The organism is Cytobacillus pseudoceanisediminis, assembly GCF_023516215.1.
Taxonomy (GTDB): domain Bacteria; phylum Bacillota; class Bacilli; order Bacillales; family Cytobacillaceae; genus Cytobacillus; species Cytobacillus pseudoceanisediminis.
This window is the reverse complement of sequence record NZ_CP097349.1, coordinates 1,291,667-1,316,398: the sequence shown is the minus strand read 5'-3', so window position 1 is coordinate 1,316,398 and position 24,732 is coordinate 1,291,667. Positions and strand designations below refer to the sequence as shown.

Below are 24,732 nucleotides of genomic sequence, written 5' to 3'. Positions count from 1 at the left end.
TCCCTTTCTCACTTGATAAATAATTCTATCATGAACTTAAGTATGCTAAAATTAAACAATTCCACAAAAAAGAGCCTATTCCTCCTCCATAAAGGAATGGCTCAAACAGACATTTATTTGTTGATAACAAGCAATGATTTTTCAAATACTTCAATCTTATCGATATCAAATTCATGAAGGTTAATACAGTCCTTGTATTCAGGTTCTTCCGATTCGTCACCAACCCAGCAGGTATACAGTTCACAATAATCCCCTGATGCAAGGTGCTGATCTAAAAAAGCACATAGCAATTTGAAAATTTGCTGCCCTTCTTCATGCCCTTTTGGATAGTCTTTTTTGTAGTATTTATTAAACCAAATGCTGCCGTGTTGACTAGAGGATACCTCGTAGATATATTTTGCTGACAGATGTTTATGTACCTCTGCCCTCATATCTTCATCTGAGAAGAAATCACCTATTATGATCTCATCATCACTCTCAGGATCACTGACTGGCAGTAGAACATTACAGCCAAGATAATTAACGATGCTCATTTTCTAACTCCTATTATATGGAGTGGCTTCTATTTTTCCCGAATCAATGCTCGCCTTCAGTATAAATTTGAAAATTCACTCCGAATTTGTCGATAACGCTGCCATATGAAGGGCTGAAAAATGTTTCCTGAAGAGGCATCGTCACTTGCCCGCCCTGCTGCAGAGCTTCAAAGAATTTCTTCGATTTTTGAGAATCTGATGTAGAGAGGCAAATGGTCACCTGATTGCCTATTTGATGATTCTGGCCAGGGAATGTATCACTAAACATGATTTCATTCTCCCCAACCTTTACCGTTGCATGCATAATGCGGTTCTTTGCTTCATGAGGAAGTGGATATTCAGGGTTTTCCGGCCCTTCCTCAAATGTTTGCTTATACAGAACTTCCGCTTCCAGCGCTTCTCTGTAAAATTCAATCGCTTCATTCGCATTTCCGTCCATCACTAAATAAGGAATTACTTTAACTGTCATTCTAATCAGCTCCCCTAATTTTTTCATTTTTCTTAACATTTATTACAAATTTAATTTTACTACAAAGAACATACGTTCGCAACTATTATTTGAAAAAATAAATATAATCGGTCTATTTTTATCACTAAGCCTATATTTTATAGGAAAGGTGCAATAACTTGTACCACATTCCATAGAAAAAAGGTGTGATGAGAATGTTTACGGTGTATTATCTTGATGGGAGAAATGTTTTATTAAATCAACTTCGCAAAAGTGTCCCAAATCAAGGCGAAGAGGTTAAAATCAAAGGACGCAAAGGCAAAGTGACCAGCGTAACGGCAGTCGCGGAAAGTAAAATCCATGTGCAAGTAGAGCTCGAAAGTGTAAATAAAGCAAAGCTTGCAGCAGAAGATGATAAAAAGAAAAAGAAAAAACGATGAGAAAAACCCGCACCAGCTGCGGGTTTTTCTCATTAGTGCAATGTTCCTCTGATTTCCTGCATTTTTTTCCGAACTAGTGGATATAAATTATTCTTAGCGCTTGCAGTAGAATTACCGCCAAAAAATTCAGTGCCGGGACACGTTTTCACTGCATGTCCATGACTGCTATCCAGCACCCGTTCTCCGGAGTTAATATCCCACCAATGATGATAGGTGATGCTGTCAATGGATGGCGCAAGGCCATATTTCAGCATCAGGAGAGCTGTGACTGTCACGATCGTTTCTTTTTGTTCAGCAGTCATATGATTATCATCAAAATTCCCGAGATTTTCAATCGCTATCGCATCTGCTTCGATCTTGTGCATAGCTTCTTTATTCTGCAGTCCGAATGATCCTTCCGGCGCTATATCGAACGGCCTTCCCACAGCCACCTTTCCATCCGGGAAAGTGGTCAGCTGCTGGCTGATCATACTCCACTTCATCCCGGTTACATGATACTCTTCCATACCCTTCATTAAAGCAAAATGATTTGAGCCATTGAACTGTTTGTAAGATGGCTGATAGGTATGATGCTGCTGAACTTTGGCCACTTTTCTCGTAAATTTCTGATTGAATATCCAATCCCGGAATTCCTCTCTCGTCATGAGGACGAACTTTCCATCCATGGCTAATTTCTTAGGAACAATTTTTAATTTTTGCCCTGCATTCAAGCCGTCGGCAGATAGCCCATTAGCTTCTTTAATAATCGGCACGGCGGAATCGAATTTTCCCGCCAGCTTCCAGAGTGTATCCCCGCGTGCCACTTTGTACATGATTGGAACACGGAGCTTTTGTCCTATTAAAAGTCTGTCTGACTGCAAGCCGTTATATTGCTTTAAGTCCCCTGCTGTTGATCCATATTTTTTTGCAATCATTGTCAGGGTATCCCCCTGCTTTACCTCATAAATATTGCGGGGATTGTTTTCGGCGTGTACAGATGTCCAATTGAATTGCCAGATTAATGAAAGAGTGATGACTAGAAAAATGCATTTTTTCATTCTCGGTGTCCTTTCCATTCGTTTTTATTATTTTTATATAACTAAAGGAATTTATCCTTACTTTTTGGCATGACTAAGAATTCTGCAGGGTATTTTCGATAGCAGGGAAAATTTAAAAAAAGAATGCAAGGTGTGGATTGCATGAAAAATCAATACTTCTCAGAGGTTTGTGTACCGATTCAGATTCCATATGGATTCAGGCAAGCAGAAAAAGAGCACTTAGATTTTACTTTCGACCGTGAAGACCGCTTTACTGATTTCCAGATTGAAAAAGATGGACAGGATTATGATGTCAGCCTGGATAACAATGGGCAGTGGTATTTTTTCACTTCATTAGTTTGTGATTCACTCGATGGCTTAAGCTTTGAAGACAAATATTCAGGCCGCCGTATTTGAGAAATGAGGAATTTCCGCTAGTGGATATCATGGAGAATGTAAATATCAAGCCTCTATATGAAGGACATGATAAAGCATATGCCCACGCTTTGGGTATATCAGAAAACCTGTCTTCTGTTCCCGCATTTCGGCAGGCCAGACTGGCCAATTATGATGGCTCGGATGATCCCACGATTATTTAAAAAATCCATTATATTCAAAATGAATATAACGGTAAGAGTACAAGGTTTATTTCAGGCTTTGAAACCCGTCTTTTGCGACCACCACGGAAAATGATTAATACGCAAGGGAAATTCACCTGCCCCATAATGCAAGAACTTATTTAAAACTGTTTGTTTACTTTTCGAGATATGGCACTCTTCCTTCACAGCAGATAATGCCGCGATTCCTGGCGAAATTGTGGGCGTCTGCACAGAGTTTGAATACTGCAGCCAATCCTGCCCTCTATAAAGAAGAATATATTGAACCATAAAAGGGCAGCTGCACTAAAATGGCAGCCTCCCTTAATTAGCCGGATGTACCCATTTCTTTTATTGAGACGTTAATGCTGAAATCAACCGGTATTTCGCTAAAGGTTTCATCCCAATTATCTTTAACTTTATTCCATACCTGAGGATAGCTGATTTGAAGGCTTCTTCCAAATCCCAGCACATCCATTTTATACTCACCCTGCGTTTTCTCCAGTACACTTTTCACCAAACGCTCAATTTCTTTTTCTGTAGCTTTTTCCGCCCTTTTCATGTATTTGCTGTCAAATGCTTTTCCACCGATATCCCAATGCTCCCCTATACGCCCTTCAGTTTCAATTTTAACCGTGAAAGAAATCGAATCTCCTTTTACAGAAGGTTTTATTTTACTTTTCATCGACAAACTCTCATATACAATTGGCTGACTTGCTTCTTCATCAGAGCTCCTTACTAGCCCGCCTTTCCCTTCTCCTTTTATCCAGGTTACTCCTTCAGTTTCCGTATCATTTAAGAATGCGCGGAGGGTTTTCGTATTACCGTCAATCATTGCAGCACCTGTAAGTTTTCTATCGTTATTATCAGTCGCAACTGTCTGTATTAAAAAGCTATTTCCTGAATTCAGCTGCCCTTCTATTTTAGCGATTGGCGTGGGAGTCAGGATTTTCGTAGTCCGTTCCATACCTTGTATCATTTCGACAAGCTGGATTGCAGGAATTACAGTTGGTTCAGCAGATTCCAGAGTTTTACTTGCACTGCCTTTGGCAATAACAATTAGCGTGCTTGGTCGCATCTCCTGTTCTCTGCGAAAAAATCCAAAACCTGTTTAAGATTGTAGCCGCGGGCAAGTTCCTCCCCTATAACGACTACTTTGGCATGTTCACCAAAAGCACGCTTGTCAATCCGCAGAATCATATTTCTCAGCGCAGGGAGAACCGCATCTCCTGTTTCCGTAATATTTTTATAAGCTCTTACCTGTGATTGCCCGCCATTGGTTGCATTATTGGCTGTCTCTGCCGTAATAAGCTGATTCGTTAGTCTGAAGATATTCCCGTTGGCAATTCCGCTTTCCCAATCATCTGCTTCCCCTTCTGTTTCCAAATCAATTGCCGTTCCTATTATCAGTCCAAGTTCCTCGATTTCTTTGCTGCTCCAGCAGCCCGATAAAGATATAACCGCCAGTATAATAATTAGGACATTCTGAGTCAGTTTCATGCTTTAGCACCCTTTATTTTTGAAATGATTAGCAATGCCAGGGGCAGAACACCAAATAAAAATAATGCTGAAAATCCGATCATGTCCCCCATTGCAAACACTTCATTCATATTTGCAGGAATCATGCCTATCAGATAGATAACAGGCAGCAAGCCAAACTGAAATGGGCCGATCTTCTTTCTAAAAATTTGAGAAAGGCCCAGCGAAGCCGCATAAAAGGTGATGGTAAAGGTAGTAAAGATTTGCATAATCCAAATTGTCAGCAATAAAGACTCGAATCTTTCAAAAATGAGCCCTTGAATTTCAAAGCTCCTGATCAAATCAATTGTGGGCCAGGTTTTCGTTAAAACGCCATCCACAGACAGCCCTCCTATAACCATCACCACCGTGATCAAATAAAAGCACATCGAAGTTCCTGTGCCAATCAAAACTACTTTCACTGCCTGGGCAGGCTTATCCATAACAGCCACAATAATAAGCATAATCTCTATTCCTAAAAAAGCGACAACGGTTGTACTCACCCCTTTTATTATAGGAGTAATTCCCGAGCCCAGTACCGGACGGAGATTATCAAGTTCAAAGATTCCAATACTCATGCTTATGACAATCAGAAAGATGATTACGGTAATTGGAAGAATCAATTCAAATAAACGGGCAATTGGATCAATACCGCCGCCGATCAGATAAAGGCCTATCCACATAAAAGGCATAATGATCGCCCAAATAGGGGTGCCTTCAAGCAAAAATAGACTTGTTACTTCTGAAAGTACCCTTATTTCATAGGCAGCAAGGCTAAAGAAATAAATAATAATAATCAAGCCGATGAAACTGCCTGCCCATTTGCCTGCAATTTCCTGACTGTATTTATAAATAGTCCTGCCGGGATACCTTTGGCTAAGCTTTACGATTATTACCCCTGCCCCCATTGCAAATAGACCACCAAGAATTACTGTTATCCAAACATCAGGCGACTCCAATTTTTCTGCAGAGGATCGCGGTAAAGTAAGTATGCCTGCAGCTAGAATATAATTAACCAGGATGACAGCTGCTTGAGGACTTGAAAGCTTTTCCTTTGAACCAATTTTCAAGCGGATAACCTCCTGTGAAATAGTCTATCCTTTCCGGGTGGGATCTTTCGGGTGCATCATACTTGGTCTTTGTTTCAAGACCTTTAAAGGGAACCGTACTATAAAGTCTTTCCAGTCACTCAGACGGTATGGGACTGCCAGGCTAATATAGGGTACGCCAAAGCTTTTAAGCTTGACTAAATGACTGCTGAGAAAAAGGAAAAATAAAATAACTCCATATAATCCAAAAACAGCAGCAAAAAACATGCAGGCAAAACGAAGATAACGCAGAGAAATCCCCAAGCTATATTCAGGAATAGCAAAAGATGAAATGGCTGTAACCGCAACAACTATGACCATAATTGGACTGACTATTCCAGCTGAAACTGCTGCCTCACCAATAATTAAAGCTCCGACAATCCCGATTGCCGGTCCAATTGGCTTAGGCAGCCTCAAACCCGCCTCACGGAGTATTTCAATTGCCACTTCCATAATCAGAGCTTCTATTATAGAAGGAAAAGGTACCCCGTCCCTGGTGCCAATAATGGACATCGCTAATTTCGTCGGGATCAAGCCCTGATGGAACGAAACAAATGAGATGTAGAGCGCTGGACCAAAAAGTGAAATAAAGATTGCAAGAAAACGCAATAATCGAATAAGCGAGCCTGAATACCAACGTTCATAATAATCCTCAGATGCTTGCACCATCATGCTGAATGTTACTGGAACAAGGAGTGCAAAAGGAGTGCCATCCAGGAGAATGGCCACCCGCCCTTCCATTAAAGCAGCATTTACTCTATCTGGACGCTCAGTATTCTGCGCTTGTGGAAAAGGACTCATATAATTATCCTCGATAAGCTGTTCAACATATCCAGATTCCATCACATTATCGATGTCAATTTTCTGAATTCTGGACATAACATCCTCAACTATTGCAGGATTAGCAATATCTTCAATATAAGCTACAATAAGGTCTTTTTTAGAGCGCTTTCCGACTATAAACTTAGAAAATATCAGTTTTTCTGTTCCGCCGTTTCTCCTTAAGAGAGCTGTATTATCGCTGATATTTTCTGTGAAGCCCTCACGTGGTCCTCTGACAGCCTGCTCGGAAACAGGCTCTTCAATATTCCTTGTTTTCCCATTTGCAATACCCAATATAAGCATTTCAGAGGCTCCGTCGAGGAGCAGTACAGCTGATCCCTTTAAAATTTTCGGCACTGTATCTTTTATCATGGAGGCAGTATAGATTTCACCAAGGGACAGAATATGATTTTTTATAAAATCGACTGTAAATTTGTATTCTGCCTCGTGTCTTCCATAACCCTTTGCACCTGTAAAATCCTGCATTAACGACTTCATGATATGTTTATCAATCAGTTCTTTATCCGAAAGGCCCTCAACATAGATTAGTACTGCCCGTATACTCGTTAGCCCAATATTAAACTCCCTAAAATGAACGTCCGAATTATGTCCGATTTCCTTTTTAAATAGTTGAATATCCCTTTGAATTTCACCGGTTAATTCATAAGGGCCTTCATCCTCATTCCGATTTACATGTTTCATGGTATTGGTTTTTAAAGGTTTTTTGTTTATTTGGGACATTTTCATTTTTCAGGAACCCTCCTTTGAGGGTCCGATTTTGTGAAAAAACCTAAAAATCCCTAACGGTATAATGATCACTGCAAAACTCTGCAAGAAAATTTCCAAATCAGGCAGATGGGAAACGATGGCTTTCCACATTTTATTCACCCTTTAAATAAGCTAAAATCATGTTTCTGCTGTGATTAGGCTTCCACTTCTTACATACAAACATCCATTCAAATACCATATTTAAAGAAATTTTTATAGAGTTCCCGATGCAGTCTTTTATTTTTTTCAGGTAAGCGTATCAATTCCGCCACAAAGAGTCATTTTCCGACCTTTCAGCGCAAGAAAAGTCTAATCCTGCGCTTTCCCGAGAAATACAAAAAGCGGAAGCGCCTTTCGCACTCCCAAAAAGCAAGGATTTGCTTGTTACCTTGAGGGGGCAGGCTGCTTCCGCTAGACCGTTATTGACGTTTAAGACTTTAACAAATTTTAAATAAAAAAAGCGGGGAATAATTTCCCCGCTCATTTGCCGTCTGTAATTTCTTTAAATATTTCATATGAACGTTTTTGTTTTTCTTCATCATAGATATAAGAAACCGCCATGATTTCGTCGACATTGTACATATACTGGAACTGCTCCAGCTGCCCCCTGACTGTTTCTTTGCTCCCCATAAAGGTCACGCTTGACATTCCCTCTGCCGCTTCCTTCTCCATTGGGTTCCAGATCGAATCCAGATCCTTGACTGGCGGGCTCAATTTCATGGAAGTCCCTCTGACAACATTCAAGAAGAACTGCTTCATTGTGGTTGATAAGAATTCGGCTTCCTCATCGGTTTCCGCTGCAATGACATTTAAGCATACCATCATATATGGTTTTTCGAGGTACTTCGAAGGCTTAAAGTTGGCACGGTAGATCCGGATGGCATCCTCCATCCATCTTGGAGCAAAGTGTGAGGCAAATACATAAGGAAGCCCCAGCTCAGCAGCCAAATAGGCAGAATCTGTCGAAGAGCCAAGAATATAAATCGGAATATTAGTTTCCACTCCCGGATGTGCTTTTACATAGCTTTGCTCCTCTAATGGACCAAAGTATGCCAGCAGCTGCTTAACATCGTCCGGGAATGTATAAACAGAATCATTTTTCGAGCGGCGAAGCGCATTAGCCGTCATCATATCCGTTCCAGGCGCCCTTCCGAGACCAAGGTCGACACGATCCGGATAAATGGTCGCCATCGTTCCGAATTGCTCAGCAACAACTAATGGTGCATGGTTCGGCAGCATAATTCCGCCAGAGCCAACGCGAATGGTTTTTGTATGTTCCAATACATGTTTTATTAAAATTGCAGTGGCAGAACTGACCAGTGTTGGCGTATTATGATGCTCCGCTATCCAATAGCGTTTGTAGCCCATCTCCTCTGTTGCCTGAGCCAGATCGGCAAGATCCTCGATCGCCTGCCTGCTGTCCTTCCCTTCTCGTATCGGGGCAAGGTTCAAAACAGAAACAGGTATTTGTATATTAGTCATTTTATAATCTCCTTCATGAAGAATTGATTTTATTTTAACAACCGAAATAAATTTAGCAAAATATAATGCTTAGTGTGAGCAAAATTATAGAGGAGAATTTATTAAGTTTTGAAATTATAGAGGTTAAGAGCGATTTTCTTTCGATTTTTGTAAGAAAGCCTTATTTTATGAGCGAAATCGTTTTGATGTCCAATCTCAGCTTTTACTCCAACAGAAGGAAGAAAAAACCAGCCTCCTCCTAAAGGGACTGGTTCTCAACTCACTTTTAGCGGTTCTTCGTTTTCAGCACAACCACTGTTCTTTGCAGGTTTCTGTTTATTCAAAGCCAGCAGCAGAATCATGCCAAAGATACAGGCAGTACCCGCCCATTGGAACATGCCGAATGGTTCATTCAGCCACATAACGGTAGTAAATACTGCCGCGAGGGGCTCCAGGCTGCTTAGAAGACTGGTTTCCGTTGGAGAAAGGGTTTGGAGACTTTCAATATAAAACCAGAATGCGAGCATCGTTCCAAATATAATGACAAAAAACAAGTACAGTCCAGCTTCAGCCGTTAACCTGCCGAAATCCATTTGCCATGGAGGATGGATTAAACTCAATGCAGATCCGCCAATGACCATCGCCCATCCAACCACGACAAGGGAATCATATTCCTTCAGCAGCGGGATGGCATACAAGGTATAAAACGCGAGTGCCACTCCAGATAGAACTCCCCACACGATGGCAGGTGCCGGTACGGACAGCTGAGAGACGGAACCGTTAGTCAGTAGAAAGAAGCACCCGGCCAGGGCAAGGGAAACTGTTACAAAATCCTGTCTCGAAAATACCGATTGTTTCCGCAGAACCAGGTAAATAATAATCATAGCTGGTGCCAGATATTGAAGCAATGTCGCAACAGCCGCATTGCCATGATGAATAGAAGCCATATAGGTATACTGCACAGCCAGCATTCCTGCGAGGCCAAAAATTAAGAGCATGATGGCCGCCCTTTTATTCTTCCAGACTCCAAATACCTGTGTGCGGTCTTTCATTAAAAATTGTACGGCTAACAGAAGAATTCCCGCTGTCAGAAGCCGGGCAGTTACTAGCCAATCAACTGAGATTCCAAATTCCTGAAAAAGCTTTTGAGCAACTGTTCCGCCAACACCCCAAAATGAAGCTCCAAAAATAACAAGCAATAAACCCGTGCTCCTTGAACGTCCATTCATGTTAAATTCCACCCTTAAATATAATAATAGTGTTATAATAATCCAAATCCTGTGATAAATATAGCTAAATATAATAAAATAATATAACGATATTGAGGTGTCTTTTTTGCAGATTAAAGATTTTAAAGTGGATAAAAGCCTGAAAGAGCTGACGAGACACAGGACGGTGGTGTTGCCGGTAGCCTGCTACGAAACGAAGATTGGAGATAATATCCAAGGCAAAATCCCTTTACACTGGCATGAGGAGATTCAATTTATCCTTACTGTAAAAGGTGAAGCTATGGTCCAAATCAATGAAGAAAAATTGGCGGTAAAAGAAGGAGACGGCATTTTCATCAATAGCGGGTGTCTTCATTCCGCCGAGGATATTAGCGGAGATTGCGTCTATATTTGTTTAAATGTCTCCCCTCATTTCCTGCTTCCGCAGGAATTATTCAGCAGCTATATTTATCCATACATATCAGCAACAAATCTTCCTTACATATTCCTGAACCCCAGAGAGGAATGGGGGAAAAACATATTAGACAGCATCATGGAAATTAAGAAATTGATTAATGAGATTTCTCCATTTTATGAGATTAACATAACCAGTCTGCTGACATTTATCTGGCAGCAGTTAATCAGGAACGGATTCCAATTGGAATTCAGCCAGGCTGAAGTTGAAAAGCATATGCGGATGAAGGAAATGCTGAATTGGATCCATCAGCATTTCGCAGAAAAAATCACTCTTGGGGATATTGCCAAAGCCGGCAGACTGAGCAATTCTGAATGCTGCAGATACTTTAAAAAAATCTTAAAGACGACACCCATTAACTATTTGATTCATTATCGCATACAAAAAAGTCTCCCCCTGCTTCAAGAGAGAGACTCGAATGTAACAGAAGTTGCCTTTAAAGTAGGATTCAACAGCAGCAGTTACTTTATTGAAAAATTCCGCAAGTCTATGAATATGACTCCTTTAGCGTATAAAAAGAATCGAAATTAATTGCAGCACATCAGGAAATGGCCATTGATTGTCCGAACTGTTCCTGCTCATGGGCTGAAATGTATGTGTTTATTTCTATGGTCCGGTCTTTATTCAGAAAATACTCTTTCAGGTTTCCCTGAAAAACAACCTGGAAATCTTCCATTTCCATAAACTCATGCGGTATAACCAGCGAGGCTGGTTTAGTAAAATGAACAATCTCACACCTCTGTAAGACAGTTGCTACAAATTGGGAGCAGAAAAAAGCATTATTTCTGGAGAGCTGTTTATTAAACATGATTGCAAAAAGCCCAAGCAGATTATAGCTGTAATCGTCTTTCTCAGATTCTATCTTATTTATGAATGCTTTAAGCTTGTTCTGCTGTGCATCTGTAACAGAGCAGCTAATGACTGTACATCTTGAATCACTAAAAAATTCTCCTCGTATATTTTCTTTAACAAAACCGCCTATGAATGGATTTTTCGCCGTTTTTCTGCCAAAGCTGTAAACTTCTTTTAATTCAGGATCGAGTGAGATAGAAGCATGATTATACGGCTTTTTTGTGTAAAGCTTAATAAGCCGGGTAAATAACGTTCCGGTATCCGTAAGGAGTATATAGATTTTTTGATTAGACATAACGTATCTCCTTATCAAAAATATGATTATATTTTTATAATAAGGAAACACGGTCCTTAGATTAAGAAGCCTGCGCTGTATATGCTTATAGGACTTGAGACTTAAGGTTATTAATTTTCATACATAGCTCTTTTAGATAAAAATAAATATAGATGTAGGAAAATGAAGTGAATTCCTAGAACTTTATCCAATGAGCATGAATATGGAGGGTGAGTGTATTGGAACAGACTATTTTTGACCATATGGAAACAGTGCGGGGCATTACTGAAAAATCGATCAAGCGGATTCCTGAAGAAATGGCTGATATCATTCCAGAAGGGTTTAACAATAGTATCCGCTGGAACTTCGGGCATATTGCATTTGTGCAGGAAAAGCTTGTCTTTGGAATATCAGGTGAAGAAATGAAGGTCCCGATGAACTATGAAATGTTATTTGGCGCTGGAACTAAACCTGCCGATTGGACCGAATCACCGCCTTCTTTCGACGAAATTGCATCTGTCTTAAATGAACAAAAACAAAGAATAAAGACATTTCTTCGTGGGCGTATGGAGCAAAAACTGCCAAGTCCCTTTACAAACCGCGGCGGCATTACTTTCTACACAACCGGAGAAGCTTATTTATTCGGCTTTTATCATGAAGCGATGCACATGGAAACGATTAAACAGATTTATCGTTCTATTACAAGGTAGATTCATATATATGGGACTGCCGTTATAGCAATAATCCAGCAAACTGTTAGGACTTGTTTGCTGGATTTCTTTATTTTCGGCCCGAAGGCGCATTAACTTCGGACTCTTTCTCTCCCTTTTTCGCTTCTTCTGTCCGAAGACGCACCAACTTCGGACTTCTTCTCTCCCTTTTTCGCTTATCCTGTCCAAAGACGCACAAACTTCGGACTCCTTCTCTCCCTTTTTCGCTTATCCTGTCCGAACTCGCACCAACTTCGGACTCTTTCTCTCCCTTTTTCGCTTATCCTGTCCGAACTCGCACCAACTTCGGACTCCTACCCTCCCTTTTTCGCTTATCCTGTCCGATGCCGCATCAACTTTCCCCCTCAACGGTTCAATGATTACATTGATTAAATTGAAAAATCTTTCGGTGCTGCCAATAAAAAAAGGCATGCCCAAAAGGACATACCTCCATCTCATTCCGGCATATTCAATCTCGGAAAAAAGTTATAAACCATAAAAACACCAAATAAACCAAAAAATAATGCTCCTAAAATGGATCCCTCTACCAGGGCTGCAATTCCGAATGCGATGGCAATCAAACCAATCCATGCTGCAAATGAAGAAATGGTGTAATGATAAATTCCGCCGATAAATGTCAGCGTCCTGCCCAGAAACTGTCCTTCGCTGCCAGCTCTCTTCACTTCCACAAGTGTTAAAATAAAGCTCCAAAGCAGCAGCAAAGGGATTCCCCACAAGAATATAAACCGAATACTTCCATGCTTATCCTCCAAGAATTATTCCATAAACCTCATCAAATCCCCATGTACAATGTCATCAGACAGCCTTAGCTCTTTTCTCGAGATATCCATTAACGGTTCACAGCTATTAATATCTGTTTCTTCTTCCGATTTGCTATTGAAGCATTTACCGGCTTTATAAAAATAGTCTTTAGCTATAAAGCTTCCATCCCGAAAAATAACTGGATGATGGGGATCCCTTGTAAAAAGGTTATGCCCGAAGCTGAAGTTATCCTCAGCACTAATGCCGAGCAGATGAAGGATCGTTGCCCTGATATCGATTTCCCCGCCAATATTCGAAAACGTTTTGCCTTCCACACCAGGTACATGGATAATCAGCGGCACACTCTGCAGCTGCATGCGATTAACAATGGTATCTTCCTGTCCCAGCAGCTCCAGAACGCCATGTTCATATTTGTCCGAGATGCCATAATGGTCGCCGTATAATACAAACATCGTATTTTCATAAAGTCCGCTTGCTTTTAAATCCTGGAAAAATGTTTTAATGGCTTCATCCTGATATCTAACGGTTGTCACATAGCGGTTGACGACCATTTCACTCGTGCTGGCCTCAGAAATGAACTGATCTTCCTCCTCCAGCAAAAATGGGAAATGGTTTGTCAATGTGATAAACCTGGCATAGAAAGGCTTTTGCAGTTTCTCCAGATGCTGAATGGACTGCTGGAAGAATGGGATATCTTTTATGCCGTAGTTCACTGAGTTCTCTTCTGTGACCACATAATCGGCTTTTGAAAAATAACGATTATACCCCAGAGAATCATACATGGCCTCCCGATTCCAGAACGAAGCGTCATTCCCATGGAAAACAGCTGAGTAATACTTCTCATCAGATAGAATATGCGGCAGGCTTCGATAAGCGTTTTCCGTTTTTCTGACAAACGCCGATCCGCTGGATAATGGATAAAGGCCTGTATCGATCATGAATTCCGAGTCGGATGTTTTCCCCTGTGCTGTCTGATCATAGACACGGCTGAAATAAAAGCTGTCTTCAATCAGAGAATTAAGGAATGGCGTTATTTCCTGGCCATTCACCTTCTGATTGATAACAAAATTCTGGGTGGACTCCATACTGATCAGAACGACATTCATTCCTTTTGCCGCACCAAAGTAATCTGATGGCTTATCTTCTTGAGATTGGACATATTCTGCTGAGGCTTCTGCGTCAGAGGGACTGGCAAAAGCGCGATTGAGCGGGTATGATGCAGCGATGCCAATATCATAGAGATGATACTGATACAATCCAATATGCTTAACAAGCTGCTGGCGATTATATGATTCCGAAAATAAATGAGGCACTTTCACCATGCCGAGAATAATGGTCATGAATACAAATAACATACTGACAGCCGTGTAAAATCTCTTTGATTTTGCTGTGATTTGCTCATGTACTGATTTCCGTTTTATATATAAAAGCCAAAAAACGGCCAGATCAGCAAATAACAGAAGATCCCATGGGCTAATCAATTCAAGTGTACTCGGTCCAATCCCTCCGACATTTTTAAACTGAAAAAGAATCGGAACGGTTACAAAATCAGTATAAAAACGATAATAAAGCAAATCCCCAAAAAGAATGCCCGTCAAAATGACCATTGTTGCAAAAATGGCTGCCGGTTTCACCTTTCGCTTAAAATAAATATTAATTCCAAGAATGACCATTATGGCCCCAATCGGGCTTAAAATCATAAATAAAATATCAGTCCAGTTCTCCGGATGCAGATTAAATCCGATAAAGGATACAATGACCGTTTTAACCCAGATTAAAATGACGGCAAACCAAATGGGTGAAAGCCTTTTAAATAACTTCATAATCATACCGCTTTTCATATTGTTTTTCTAAAATACCTGCCATCATTTCGAGTGATGCCATGACCTTCTGCTCTTCCTGTGCCCCCATTAGAGCCACCTGAACCCAGTTTCTCTCAAGCAGGTACCCGCTTTCATAGCTTAGAAGAATTCCTTTCTGTTTGCATGTGTCGCCAAATTCCCTGCTGGAAATGCTCTGCGGCAAACTGATAGTCAGGATGCCAGGGGAATAATCATCGTCTCCCAGAACAGAAAATCCGCTATCTTTCAGCCTCATTCTTGCTTTTACAGATAAAAGATTTAATTTCTCATAATCTATCAGCTTTATACTCTCTTTTAATGCGCTGACCAGATTGGACGAATGGGTGTATGGAATGCTTTGGTTTTCTTCGTACATCTTTAAGTCCAAGTATCTTGGAACAGCACTGTTCCCTTTAATTTTGTCACGATGGAATACGATTGCCAGACCCGGATAGGAACCAAATCCCTTTCCGCTGACGGTCGATGCAAAATAAATATTCTTAAGATTCAACGGCAAAATTCCGGCCGTGCTGCATGCATCCACGCAAAGCTCGGCACCATGCTCCCCGCATATCTCCTGAATACCGCTGATATCGAATACATACCCAGTCGAAGTTTCACAATGCACGGTCCACACCCATTTTATGGATGGGTTTTCTTTCAGCATGCAGGCTATTTCCTCGTGGGTAATCGGTTCATTCCACTCTCTTTCAATCGTTTGAAAAGATAATTGAAACCTTCTTGCATGATCTATGAGACGAAAGCCAAATTCGCCATTGGCCAGGATCAGCCCATCCCCTTCGAGGTGTTTCAGCTGTGCTGCCACAAGATCATTGGAAAGTGTTCCCGTGCCAACAACAACTTCAGCATGTGAGGCATCTGTCATCTTGCATAATTGAGAACGCAAGTCTTTCAAACCGCTGATAAAATCATGATTGCGATGAGATACGGCTTCTTTTGAAAAAGCCCTTTTCACTTTTGCATGAATGGGCACCGGACCCGGCAAAAAGGAATGCTGATCGACGGGCACTGAATTTCTGGCCATTAAGCGTTCAAATGCTTTCGTTGAACGTTCGAAATTCTCTTTTGTTAAATACATGGGCTGAAACTGGGCTCCTTCCTCTCCTGTCAGAGGACCAAAAGGCAGAAATCCCATCCGCTTATACAATTTCAGCTGCCTGACCGTGCCCGATATCAGCGCCATCGTATAATTTTTTCGAGGCAAAGCTCTACAAGCTTTTCACAAAGCTGATAAAAAACACGGGTGCTGCGAAACTCTTTTTTGACTGACAGCAAGCGGATCTCACAAAATTCTCCCTTAACAGGCAAGTATTCTTCGAGATTAGGAAGCTTATAATCAAGCGAAAATGGCCTTTTGGCACGGATCGCGATCATTCCGGCAACTTCCTCGCCAGCCTTGGCAATGACATATGTATTTTCTTCATGAAATTTATCAATTAAATGCTGATCATCATTTTGCTTATGCTGAGGAATTTCTTCCACAAATGTCTGGTAGTTCAGCTGATGAATTTGTTTAAATTCATTAAGTTCGGTTGCGATTTTGCAGATAATATTCACAGTTTACCTCCTATGTTTAGGCATGATGAAATGGGTATGGGAAATGAAAACAATCAAAAGCAGCAGCAGGAGGCCTGCCGAAATGATGAATGAATCACCAATCACCCAGGCTGTAATGGGAATGGAAGCCATGGCGATAAAACCTGATATTGTATACTTCCGGAGAACTGCATAGGCAATTCCCATCGTGATAGCCATTATCGCTATTGTTAGTGGTTCCAAAAACAAGGCAGAAGCCAAGTAGACAACCACTCCTTTTCCACCATGAAACCCCAGCTGAATTGGAAACAAATGGCCAATAAGAACACAAAAAGCGCTAAGAATTAATAAACCATCACCTTCAAACATAAGTCCAGTTACATATAAAGCTGTCCATGCCTTTCCAGCATCAATTGCAATTGTCAGCAAGAACCCCTTCTTGCCGGTTGCTCTCCCTGCATTAGTAGCCCCTACATTCCCGCTCCCCTTTTTTCTTATATCCTCTTTTGCTATGTATTTAACCACATAATAAGCCCCGGCTACGCTCCCAAATGTGTAGGAAAAGATCATAACCATCAGGGCAGTCCACACATCATCGATCATAAGCACCTATCCCGCCCTTTACTAATTAAACGATCAAAAAGGGTAAAAAGTTTCATATATTTACAAAATTACAATCTATTAACTGATAAAGATAGTATAACACCCCTTATTTTACCATTAAACAAATTGAATGCCAGAGCCTGATTTCATAATTCCCCTATTTTACTGCAAACCTTAAACTTTCTGAAAAGATTATTTTTTTGTGTTGACTTTGTTTATTAATCGCATATAATTTGCATTAAGGCAAAACTTTTTAATATATCCATAAATCTTGTCCGTGTGACGTATAATTGCATATAAACAATTAATTTGAATCAATTTAAATTTGGAAAATAAAGGGGGATAAAATGATGAAGGATCCGGCAATTAGCATAGAGGATTTGCATGTTTCCTATTTCGGAAATGAAGCGGTGACAGGAGTCAGCCTTACTGTTAATACAGGTAATCTGGTAGGAATTATCGGGCCGAACGGCGCAGGTAAATCGACTTTTTTAAAAGCCATGCTAAATCTTATACCAAAGGATAAAGGTGCAGTTAGAGTGATGGGAAAATCCATTGCTGAAGTTCGCAAAAGCATCGCCTATGTGCCGCAGCGGAATGCCATAGACTGGGATTTCCCAATCACTGTGCATGATGCGGTTCTTATTGGGACCTACCCCCATTTAAAACTGTTCCGCCGTCCAAAGAAAAAGGATAAAGAGTGGGCCATGGAATGTCTTCAGCGAGTTGGCATGCAGGAGTTCAGCAAAAGGCAGATTGGGGAACTATCAGGCGGCCAGCAGCAGAGAGTTTTTCTTGCGAGAGCACTTGCTCAAAAAGCGGATTTGTTCTTTCTGGATGAGCCATTTGTTGGAGTTGATGTATCCAGTGAGGAAACCATTGTGAACATTTTGAAGGAGCTCTGCAGACAAGGAAAAACAGTGATTGTTGTACACCATGATTTAAGTAAAGCAAATGATTATTTCAACCAGTTAATTCTGCTAAATAAGGAATTGATCAGTTTTGGGACCGTTGAAGAAGTGTTTAAACCTGAAGTAATTGCAAAAGCATACAAGGGGCAATTTGCTTTTATGAATGAGATTGGGGTGTCGCTATAATGGCTTTTATTGAAGCGGTCATGCAATATGGTTTTCTGCAAAAAGCGTTATTAACCTCGGTTATGGTAGGAATTATCTGCGGAGTCATTGGGTGCTTTATCATCCTTAGAGGAATGTCTCTCATGGGAGATGCCATATCACATGCTGTCCTTCCGGGCGTCGCTATTTCATATATGCTGGGAGTTAACTTCTTCTTTGGAGCAGTCATAAGCGGAGTGATTACAGCTATCGCCATTGGGTTTGTATCCCAAAACAGCCGGATAAAGCATGATACCTCGATTGGAATTATGTTTACAGCGGCATTTGCTTCAGGAATCATTATTATTACCATGCTTAAAAGCAGTACAGATCTCTACCATATATTATTTGGCAATGTACTGGCAGTAAGATTATCCGACATGTGGATCACACTGGGCATCAGCCTGTTTGTATTGGGGGCTGTATACCTCTTTTACAAAGAATTATTGGTCACCTCGTTTGACGAAACGATGGGAGCAGCTTACGGACTGCCAGTTCGTTTCATTCATTATTTCCTAATGACTCTCTTGACGATGGTAACCGTTGCATCCCTCCAGACAGTAGGTATTGTCCTGGTTGTTGCCATGCTGATCACCCCTGCAGCGGCAGCTTATCTGTTAACCGAGCGGCTGTGGATGATGATTTTCCTTGCGTCTGGCATTGGTGTAATTTCATCCATCGTGGGACTATACTTTAGCTTTACCTACAACTTAGCTTCAGGAGCAACAATAGTCATATCATCCACTGCTATTTTCATTCTCGTTTTTTTATTTTCACCTAAGCATGGGCTAATATGGAAAACGCTGAAAGTAAAGAAAAGAGAGCTTCATTAGTTTAATTTTAATAAAAACAAATTTTTTTAGGAGGGAAAACCGATGATTAAAAAAGGCTTTCTTTTATTAGCTGCATTCCTTCTGTCTGTGTTATTCCTGTCAGCCTGCAGCAGCGGAACAAGCAGCACCTCGTCCAATGCAGATGGGAAAATCCAAGTTGTGACTACCTATTCGATTGTGTATGACATTGTTAAAAATGTAGGCGGGGATTTGGTTGAGATTCATAGTTTAGCACCCATTGGCTCCAATCCCCACGAATATGACCCCCTTCCTGAGGATGTGAAAAAAACAACGGATGCAGATGCAGTATTTTACAACGGGCTGAACCTGGAAGCCGGCAACTCATGGTTCAATAAGCTGATGGAAACTGCCGGAAAAGACGGTGAAGATGCGCCTGTCTTCCTAATGAGCAGAGGCGTTGATGCCATGCACTTAACCACAAAGGGCAAAGAAAGTGAAGAAGATCCCCATGCCTGGCTGGACATCCGAAATGGGATCAAATACGCGGAAAATGCCAGAGATGGACTTATCAAAACAGATCCAGACAATAAAGAGATTTACGAAAAAAACGCTGAAGAATACATTGCAAAGCTTCAAGAGCTGCATGATGAAGCAGTCGAACAATTTAATGAAATTCCAGAAAACGAACGTGTTCTCGTAACAAGTGAAGGTGCTTTTAAATATTTCAGCGAAGCCTACGGATTCCAGGCAGAATACATCTGGGAAATCAACCAGGAAAACCAGGGAACACCAGACCAAATTACAAGAATTACAGATATTATTAATGAAAAAGGAATTACAGGACTATTCCTGGAAACAAGCATTGACGCAAGAAGCATGGAAGCTGTATCCGATGAAACCAATGTTCCAATCATGGGAAAGGTATTTACAGACTCCTTGGCAAAGCCGGGTGAAGATGGCGATACTTATATTTCGATGATGGAATGGAATATTAAAACCATTAAAAAAGGCTTGACCCGGTAATAAAGGTCACTATTCCAGCAAGCAGGTGAAACATGTGATCCCCATTAGTTCAAAGAGGTATATTCTCGAGATTTATTTATTACAGGAAGCACATGGGCATGCGACCATTTCCGGCATTGCAAAGGTATTGAGGGTCACCGTCTCAGCTGCATCTAAAATGGCCGGAAAGCTTAAAACAGACGGTTACATTCATTTTCAGCCCTATGGAACAGTTACTTTGACAAAAGCCGGATTGGAAATTGCCAAAAAACTCTTCCAAGATCATCAGGTTTTAATGGAGTTTTATCAAATAATCGGGGTTGAAGAGAAACTAATCAAAAAGAAAGTTAGGGAAGTTGAAATGCATATCGGTACGGAAGTTGTTTTTAAAATTAAGAGCTTTATAGAAAATCATAAGAAAAACGCTTGAATATTCAAGCGTTTTTTTGTCCTGATGATTTATTCAGCCCACTGAACCTTCAGAGTTGATGATACTTCTGAATGCAGTTCAAAAAATCTTATTTAAGGAATTGTCACTTTCATTGGATAAGAGTGCAGAAGAGATAGAAGAACGAGTGAAGGAAATGATAAAAACAAGCAGATAACAGAAAAAAGAATGTCCCTTCTGCATGTGATATTCATCGGGACATTCTTTTTTCATGGTTGAATAAGCTAATCAGGCAGTTCTTTTCCAAATACTCTCCATGTTCTCAAGAGTCTTCCCTTTCGTTTCAGGTACAAACTTCCATACAAAAATGGCTGAAAGAACACTCATCAGTCCATAGAAGCCGTAAGTTAAGCCGCCGCTGAATTCCATCATCATCGGATAAGTCGATGAAATAAAATAGTTTGCCGCCCATTGTGCTGCTACAGCTACCGCAACTGCCTGTCCTCGGATTTTGTTTGGGAAAATTTCAGAGATCAATACCCAGCATATCGGTCCCCATGACATCATGAAGGAAGCTGTGTAAACGATGATAAAAATTAATGTGCCCATGCCGATTATATTGGAGAAAGCCATTCCTGCTACTCCAAACATCCCGATGGCCATGCCAATGGAACCTGTGATCAATAATGGCTTGCGTCCCCATTTATCTACAGTTAAAATTGCCACAATTGTAAAGATGACATTTATGACACCCATAACAATCGTCTGCAGCATCGAGGCATCCTTTGCTGCTCCCATGCTTTCAAAAATTCGCGGTGCATAGTACAAAGCAACGTTGATTCCGACAAATTGCTGGAATACAGAGAGCAGAATTCCTATAACAATCACTAATTTTCCGTATGCAAACAGCTTTTCTGCTGGAACATTTGCTGAGGCTGCTACCGATTTTTTGATTTCACCCAAGATCGTTTTAGCCTCTGCTGCACCATTAATTTTCGCAAGGACTGCTAAAGCTTTATCATCATGATTATGAATGGCCAGGTAACGTGGTGTCTCCGGAACCAGGAGCAGCAGAAGACCAAACGCAAGGGCCGGAATAGCTTCTGAAGCAAACATGTACCTCCAGCCAACATCATTGATCCATTCCAATGGACGGCCGCTGGCAATGCCCCAGTTTACAAAGTACACGACAAGCATCCCGAAGATAATCATAAACTGATTGAATGAAACAAGGCGTCCGCGGATATCGGCAGGTGCAATTTCGCCGATATACATGGGAACAATAGCTGACGCCAGACCAACCCCAATTCCGCCAATAATGCGATAAAGATTAAAAGTCAATAATAGCGAGATGGTCGGTTCCCCTTTAGTGAAAAATAAAAATTCAGGGAAAGCGGATCCTAATGCAGATAAGAAGAATAGTACAGCCGCGGCTATCAGCGATTTTTTCCGCCCAAATTTCGACGCAAAATAACCGGATATTAAACCGCCAATGATACAGCCAATCAATGCACTTGAGGTTGTCGCCCCGTGAGCCAGCGATCCTAATCCCAAACTATTAATCAGATAGATTTCCAGTGACTTTTCAGCTCCTGAAATAACAGCCGTATCATATCCGAAAAGCAAACCGCCTATCGCAGCAACCAATGTAAGTGAACCAATATATAGAGAGTTCCGATTCTGTTTCATAGATTGTAAAAGACAGATTTGAACCAAAATAGAGCGCTTACAATTTTACATTAATAATTCAAATCCATCTTTACTCCTTTCTATTAGAAATGATTAAACAACAAGAAACTTGAAACTGGTTTTTGTTTTGAAGACCTCATTTTTCTCCAGGACAATAGAAGGAAAGTTTTCATGATGAACAGCATCAGGCGGACATTGAGTTTCAAGACACAGCCCCAAATGGCTTCTTGACTGAACACCTCTAATTTGAAAATCATTTCCGAGCATATTCGCTGTATATAAAACAACACTCGGCCTATCCGTTTTCACTGTCAGTTTTCGTCCGCTGGCAGAATCCACTACAGTCATTTCACCTGTATTTAATAGAAATGGATGATCATAACCTCCGCCCGCAAGCATGTTCTGCTGATGGCCGGACTTTACGCCTTCTTTGATTTTCTTCCCTGCTCTGAAATCAAACGGTGTATTTTCAACATGTATGAGTTTCCCAGTAGGAATCAATGTTTCATCAAGCTCCAGAAAGTGATCGCTTTGCATGGTCACCTCGTGCTCCAGAATGTCCCTCTTTAAGTCCCCGCTTAGGTTAAAATAAGTATGGTTTGTCAGATTGATGATCGTTTTTTCATCAGATATCGCTTCATAACTAATGACCAGTTCATTCTCATTGTTCAGTGTATAGTTTACCGTTACCTCAAGTGTCCCAGGATACCCGTGTTCCCCATCCGGGCTTACATAGGAGAACCTGATATTCGCCTCATTCATGCTCTTTTCGGCGGCCGAGTCCCAAATAAAATGATGAAAGCCGCCTGAACCTCCATGCAGATGGTGTTCCCCATCATTTTTTTGCAGCTGGTAAGCAGTTCCATCAAGAGTGAAAGCCGAGCCCGCTATCCTTCCGGCCACCCTTCCGATAATAGCGCCGAAGAATGGTGAATAATTAATATACTCTTCAAGAGTGTCAAACCCCAGGATCACATTCTCTATATTTCCTTTACTGTCAGGGACAGATATCCCGGTAATGATTCCCCCGTATTCGATACACGATACTTCCATTCCATGATCATTGCTGATTGTATAGGATTTAATCTTGTGTCCATTCCATTCGCCAAATATACTTTCAGTTATGTTCATGTCGATCTCCCTCAAGTCAGCTTACTTTTTTCTAAACCCGGCCAAACCCTCATTCAGCTTTTTGGTTTGCGCATAAACTTCTTTGTATAACTGGAAAAGCTCCTGATATTTCTTAACGTTTTCAGGGATTGGAGTATATGTCTTTTCGTATGTTATGAAGTTTTCGGCACAGGCTTCCAGAGATTCATACCATTTACATCCGTATGCTGCTAGCATAGCCGCACCTACAGCAGGTCCTTGTTCACTTGAAAGCTTTACAATTGTGCAATTGAAGATATCGGCCTGGATTTGCAGCCAGGCCTCACTTTTAGCTCCTCCGCCGATTGAAATAATGGTATCGACAAGCTTTCCGCTTTCCCTGAATATTTCAATCGATTCATTTAAAGAAAAAGTAATACCTTCAATGACCGATCGTACAAAATCATTTCGATTATGTGAGGAGTCCATGCCGATAAAGCTTCCCCGAATTTGTGAATCTGCATATGGTGTGCGCTCACCCGCTAAATAGGGTGTAAATAAAAGTCCGTTCGACCCAATCGGAACCTCGCTCATTCCAGCCAACAGGGAATCGAATGATTCCATTTCTGCAAACGCATCTTTAAACCAGTTCAAACTATGTCCTGCTGCCAGGGTTACGCCCATTGTGTAATAGGCATTTTCTTCACCATGATTAAAATAATGGACTTTCCCCTGAAAATCCTTGTCATTTTGTTCTTCATAGGATAAAACGACCCCGGATGTCCCAATGCTGCATAATGTTTTGCCTTCCGACAGAATGCCGGAACCGATCGCACCGCAGGCGTTGTCAGCTCCTCCTGCAAATACCTTAGTTAAAGGAGATAATCCCGTCTTCTCAGAAATCTCAGGCTTTAACGTTCCTACACATTCATGGGATTCAACTAAAGGCGGACAGATATTCACATCAATCCCCGTTAGCCCGCAAATCTCTTCACTCCACATTTTCCGGCCGGCATTCAGCAGCAAAGTACCCGCTGCATCACTATATTCACTATGAATCCTGCCAGTCAGTTTAAAGCGCAGGTAATCTTTAGGGAGCATAAATACAGACGCTTTTTCAAAAACTTCCGGCTCGTATTGCTTCACCCAAAGCAGCTTTGGTAAAGTAAAGCCTTCCAATGCCGGATTCTTTGTAATTTCAAGCAGACGCTTCTCACCAGCCATGTCATAGATCTGTTTACATTGCTCTGTCGTGCGGGTATCATTCCAAAGGATTGCATTACGCAGAACCTTATTCTCTTCATCCAGAAGGACCAGACCGTGCATTTGGCCTGAAAAACTGATTCCTTGAATGTCTTCCGCACTTCCATCAAACTGCTCTGTAAGTTCTTTAAGAGCAGCCACTGTTTTATCAACCCATTCACCAGGGTCCTGTTCACTATAACCCGACTTTTCATGAATGAGCGGATAAGACCTGGAAACTTCGCTGCATACTACTCCCTTTTGATTCATTAATAAAACTTTTACCGAGCTCGTGCCAAGGTCAATCCCGATTACATATTTCATGATTGATCATCCTTTAGATAATGAAATGTATGCTAAGTTTTAGTTTTTAAAAATGTACTGGGACACTTTTGTATTCCCAGTACATTTAATCTTTTT

General features: G+C 41.1%; 25 protein-coding genes and 1 pseudogene. 9 read left to right on the top strand and 17 right to left on the bottom strand.

Features of this window, described 5'->3' with window-relative positions:
- Positions 1–113 precede the first annotated feature (113 nt).
- Together M5V91_RS07000 and M5V91_RS06995 are read right to left on the bottom strand one after the other, a co-directional pair.
- Positions 114–533 (bottom strand): hypothetical protein, encoded by a 420-nt coding sequence (locus M5V91_RS07000; RefSeq protein WP_009334270.1) that lies wholly within the window; start codon positions 531–533, stop codon positions 114–116.
- Positions 534–576: 43 nt separating this feature from the next.
- The gene (locus M5V91_RS06995; RefSeq protein WP_251174481.1) at positions 577–1,002 is read right to left on the bottom strand and encodes a VOC family protein; all 426 of its coding nucleotides are present in this window, start codon (positions 1,000–1,002) and stop codon (positions 577–579) included.
- 194 nt (positions 1,003–1,196) lie between these two features.
- On the opposite strand from M5V91_RS06995, the gene M5V91_RS06990 reads away from it, so the two are divergent.
- The gene (locus M5V91_RS06990; protein WP_009334268.1) at positions 1,197–1,421 is read left to right on the top strand and encodes a hypothetical protein; all 225 of its coding nucleotides are present in this window, start codon (positions 1,197–1,199) and stop codon (positions 1,419–1,421) included.
- A gap of 32 nt (positions 1,422–1,453) precedes the next feature.
- On the opposite strand, the gene M5V91_RS06985 is transcribed toward M5V91_RS06990, so the two are convergent.
- The gene (locus M5V91_RS06985) at positions 1,454–2,458 is read right to left on the bottom strand and encodes a LysM peptidoglycan-binding domain-containing protein (RefSeq protein ID WP_083805701.1); all 1,005 of its coding nucleotides are present in this window, start codon (positions 2,456–2,458) and stop codon (positions 1,454–1,456) included.
- A gap of 141 nt (positions 2,459–2,599) precedes the next feature.
- Between M5V91_RS06985 and M5V91_RS06980 the strand changes: the two genes are divergently transcribed.
- Positions 2,600–2,854 (top strand): hypothetical protein, encoded by a 255-nt coding sequence (locus tag M5V91_RS06980; RefSeq protein WP_251174480.1) that lies wholly within the window; start codon positions 2,600–2,602, stop codon positions 2,852–2,854.
- Positions 2,851–3,036 carry a hypothetical protein gene (locus tag M5V91_RS06975; RefSeq protein ID WP_251174479.1) on the top strand — a complete coding sequence of 62 codons (186 nt, stop codon included), beginning with the start codon at positions 2,851–2,853 and terminating at the stop codon, positions 3,034–3,036. Before M5V91_RS06980 ends, M5V91_RS06975 begins: the two co-directional genes overlap by 4 nt.
- A gap of 325 nt (positions 3,037–3,361) precedes the next feature.
- Here the strand turns inward: M5V91_RS06975 and M5V91_RS30910 are convergent.
- The 5 genes and pseudogenes from M5V91_RS30910 to M5V91_RS06945 all read right to left on the bottom strand — a co-directional run bounded on the left by M5V91_RS30910 (position 3,362) and on the right by M5V91_RS06945 (position 9,919).
- Positions 3,362–4,533: pseudogene (locus M5V91_RS30910) on the bottom strand (Ger(x)C family spore germination protein).
- The gene (locus M5V91_RS06960) at positions 4,530–5,621 is read right to left on the bottom strand and encodes a spore germination protein (RefSeq protein WP_009334263.1); all 1,092 of its coding nucleotides are present in this window, start codon (positions 5,619–5,621) and stop codon (positions 4,530–4,532) included. The pseudogene M5V91_RS30910 and the gene M5V91_RS06960 overlap by 4 nt, the downstream one beginning before the upstream one ends.
- Positions 5,622–5,645: 24 nt before the next feature.
- Positions 5,646–7,208, bottom strand: coding sequence for a spore germination protein (locus M5V91_RS06955; RefSeq protein WP_009334262.1), 1,563 nt, complete (start codon positions 7,206–7,208; stop codon positions 5,646–5,648).
- Positions 7,209–7,709: 501 nt separating this feature from the next.
- Positions 7,710–8,711 carry an LLM class flavin-dependent oxidoreductase gene (locus M5V91_RS06950; protein ID WP_284521938.1) on the bottom strand — a complete coding sequence of 334 codons (1,002 nt, stop codon included), beginning with the start codon at positions 8,709–8,711 and terminating at the stop codon, positions 7,710–7,712.
- A 254-nt stretch (positions 8,712–8,965) separates the two neighbouring features.
- Entirely contained in the window at positions 8,966–9,919 is a 954-nt protein-coding gene (locus M5V91_RS06945) for an EamA family transporter (RefSeq protein WP_071157700.1), read from the bottom strand.
- 106 nt (positions 9,920–10,025) lie between these two features.
- Between M5V91_RS06945 and M5V91_RS06940 the strand changes: the two genes are divergently transcribed.
- Positions 10,026–10,904 (top strand): AraC family transcriptional regulator, encoded by an 879-nt coding sequence (locus M5V91_RS06940; protein ID WP_251174478.1) that lies wholly within the window; start codon positions 10,026–10,028, stop codon positions 10,902–10,904.
- Between the two features lie 10 nt (positions 10,905–10,914).
- On the opposite strand, the gene M5V91_RS06935 is transcribed toward M5V91_RS06940, so the two are convergent.
- Positions 10,915–11,520 carry a hypothetical protein gene (locus M5V91_RS06935; protein WP_192908686.1) on the bottom strand — a complete coding sequence of 202 codons (606 nt, stop codon included), beginning with the start codon at positions 11,518–11,520 and terminating at the stop codon, positions 10,915–10,917.
- A 218-nt stretch (positions 11,521–11,738) separates the two neighbouring features.
- Here M5V91_RS06935 and M5V91_RS06930 point away from each other — a divergent pair, with 218 nt between their 5' ends.
- Positions 11,739–12,209, top strand: a complete 471-nt coding sequence (locus M5V91_RS06930) for a DinB family protein (protein WP_251174477.1) — start codon at positions 11,739–11,741, stop codon at positions 12,207–12,209.
- A gap of 455 nt (positions 12,210–12,664) precedes the next feature.
- Here M5V91_RS06930 and M5V91_RS06925 read toward each other — a convergent pair whose 3' ends face one another.
- Genes M5V91_RS06925 through M5V91_RS06905 form a run of 5 tightly spaced genes read right to left on the bottom strand, consistent with a single transcriptional unit; the run spans position 12,665 to position 16,993 of the window.
- Complete coding sequence (locus M5V91_RS06925) at positions 12,665–12,931, bottom strand: hypothetical protein (protein ID WP_284521937.1); 267 nt, start codon at positions 12,929–12,931, stop codon at positions 12,665–12,667.
- A gap of 54 nt (positions 12,932–12,985) precedes the next feature.
- Entirely contained in the window at positions 12,986–14,815 is a 1,830-nt protein-coding gene (locus M5V91_RS06920) for an LTA synthase family protein (protein WP_251174476.1), read from the bottom strand.
- Positions 14,802–16,058 (bottom strand): aminotransferase class V-fold PLP-dependent enzyme, encoded by a 1,257-nt coding sequence (locus M5V91_RS06915; RefSeq protein WP_284521936.1) that lies wholly within the window; start codon positions 16,056–16,058, stop codon positions 14,802–14,804. The genes M5V91_RS06920 and M5V91_RS06915 overlap by 14 nt, the downstream gene beginning before the upstream one ends.
- The gene (locus M5V91_RS06910) at positions 16,028–16,411 is read right to left on the bottom strand and encodes a GNAT family N-acetyltransferase (RefSeq protein ID WP_284521935.1); all 384 of its coding nucleotides are present in this window, start codon (positions 16,409–16,411) and stop codon (positions 16,028–16,030) included. The genes M5V91_RS06915 and M5V91_RS06910 overlap by 31 nt, the downstream gene beginning before the upstream one ends.
- A 3-nt stretch (positions 16,412–16,414) precedes the next feature.
- Positions 16,415–16,993, bottom strand: a complete 579-nt coding sequence (locus M5V91_RS06905; RefSeq protein ID WP_251174474.1) for a glycerol-3-phosphate acyltransferase — start codon at positions 16,991–16,993, stop codon at positions 16,415–16,417.
- 350 nt (positions 16,994–17,343) lie between these two features.
- On the opposite strand from M5V91_RS06905, the gene M5V91_RS06900 reads away from it, so the two are divergent.
- From M5V91_RS06900 to M5V91_RS06885, 4 genes are read left to right on the top strand one after another with little or no spacing between them, the layout of a single operon-like run.
- Positions 17,344–18,090, top strand: a complete 747-nt coding sequence (locus tag M5V91_RS06900) for a metal ABC transporter ATP-binding protein (protein ID WP_251157008.1) — start codon at positions 17,344–17,346, stop codon at positions 18,088–18,090.
- On the top strand, positions 18,090–18,941 hold the full coding sequence (locus M5V91_RS06895; RefSeq protein ID WP_284521934.1) for a metal ABC transporter permease: 852 nt from the start codon (positions 18,090–18,092) through the stop codon (positions 18,939–18,941). The genes M5V91_RS06900 and M5V91_RS06895 overlap by 1 nt, the downstream gene beginning before the upstream one ends.
- A 42-nt stretch (positions 18,942–18,983) precedes the next feature.
- Positions 18,984–19,925, top strand: a complete 942-nt coding sequence (locus M5V91_RS06890; RefSeq protein ID WP_009334250.1) for a metal ABC transporter substrate-binding protein — start codon at positions 18,984–18,986, stop codon at positions 19,923–19,925.
- A 34-nt stretch (positions 19,926–19,959) separates the two neighbouring features.
- A complete protein-coding gene (locus tag M5V91_RS06885; protein ID WP_019381293.1) occupies positions 19,960–20,334 on the top strand; it encodes a metal-dependent transcriptional regulator in 375 nt (124 codons plus the stop codon).
- A gap of 246 nt (positions 20,335–20,580) precedes the next feature.
- Here the strand turns inward: M5V91_RS06885 and xylE are convergent, their stop codons facing one another.
- The 3 genes from xylE to xylB all read right to left on the bottom strand — a co-directional run bounded on the left by xylE (position 20,581) and on the right by xylB (position 24,636).
- Positions 20,581–21,981 carry a D-xylose transporter XylE gene (xylE, locus tag M5V91_RS06880; RefSeq protein WP_026041671.1) on the bottom strand — a complete coding sequence of 467 codons (1,401 nt, stop codon included), beginning with the start codon at positions 21,979–21,981 and terminating at the stop codon, positions 20,581–20,583.
- Between the two features lie 93 nt (positions 21,982–22,074).
- Positions 22,075–23,112 (bottom strand): aldose epimerase family protein, encoded by a 1,038-nt coding sequence (locus tag M5V91_RS06875; RefSeq protein WP_251174473.1) that lies wholly within the window; start codon positions 23,110–23,112, stop codon positions 22,075–22,077.
- 21 nt (positions 23,113–23,133) lie between these two features.
- Entirely contained in the window at positions 23,134–24,636 is a 1,503-nt protein-coding gene (xylB, locus tag M5V91_RS06870; protein ID WP_019381290.1) for a xylulokinase, read from the bottom strand.
- Between the last annotated feature and the right edge of the window lie 96 nt (positions 24,637–24,732).

Bases quoted from the DNA above. Each gene is read 5' to 3' on its own strand.
- M5V91_RS07000 (WP_009334270.1), bottom strand. From the start codon at position 533: ATGAGCATCGTTAATTATCTTGGCTGTAATGTTCTACTGCCAGTCAGT.
- M5V91_RS06995 (WP_251174481.1), bottom strand. From the start codon at position 1,002: ATGACAGTTAAAGTAATTCCTTATTTAGTGATGGACGGAAATGCGAAT.
- M5V91_RS06990 (WP_009334268.1), top strand. From the start codon at position 1,197: ATGTTTACGGTGTATTATCTTGATGGGAGAAATGTTTTATTAAATCAA.
- M5V91_RS06985 (WP_083805701.1), bottom strand. From the start codon at position 2,458: ATGAAAAAATGCATTTTTCTAGTCATCACTCTTTCATTAATCTGGCAA.
- M5V91_RS06980 (WP_251174480.1), top strand. From the start codon at position 2,600: ATGAAAAATCAATACTTCTCAGAGGTTTGTGTACCGATTCAGATTCCA.
- M5V91_RS06955 (WP_009334262.1), bottom strand. From the start codon at position 7,208: ATGAAAATGTCCCAAATAAACAAAAAACCTTTAAAAACCAATACCATG.
- M5V91_RS06950 (WP_284521938.1), bottom strand. From the start codon at position 8,711: ATGACTAATATACAAATACCTGTTTCTGTTTTGAACCTTGCCCCGATA.
- M5V91_RS06945 (WP_071157700.1), bottom strand. From the start codon at position 9,919: ATGAATGGACGTTCAAGGAGCACGGGTTTATTGCTTGTTATTTTTGGA.
- M5V91_RS06935 (WP_192908686.1), bottom strand. From the start codon at position 11,520: ATGTCTAATCAAAAAATCTATATACTCCTTACGGATACCGGAACGTTA.
- M5V91_RS06920 (WP_251174476.1), bottom strand. From the start codon at position 14,815: ATGAAGTTATTTAAAAGGCTTTCACCCATTTGGTTTGCCGTCATTTTA.
- M5V91_RS06905 (WP_251174474.1), bottom strand. From the start codon at position 16,993: ATGATCGATGATGTGTGGACTGCCCTGATGGTTATGATCTTTTCCTAC.
- M5V91_RS06900 (WP_251157008.1), top strand. From the start codon at position 17,344: ATGAAGGATCCGGCAATTAGCATAGAGGATTTGCATGTTTCCTATTTC.
- M5V91_RS06895 (WP_284521934.1), top strand. From the start codon at position 18,090: ATGGCTTTTATTGAAGCGGTCATGCAATATGGTTTTCTGCAAAAAGCG.
- M5V91_RS06890 (WP_009334250.1), top strand. From the start codon at position 18,984: ATGATTAAAAAAGGCTTTCTTTTATTAGCTGCATTCCTTCTGTCTGTG.
- xylE (WP_026041671.1), bottom strand. From the start codon at position 21,981: ATGAAACAGAATCGGAACTCTCTATATATTGGTTCACTTACATTGGTT.
- M5V91_RS06875 (WP_251174473.1), bottom strand. From the start codon at position 23,112: ATGAACATAACTGAAAGTATATTTGGCGAATGGAATGGACACAAGATT.
- xylB (WP_019381290.1), bottom strand. From the start codon at position 24,636: ATGAAATATGTAATCGGGATTGACCTTGGCACGAGCTCGGTAAAAGTT.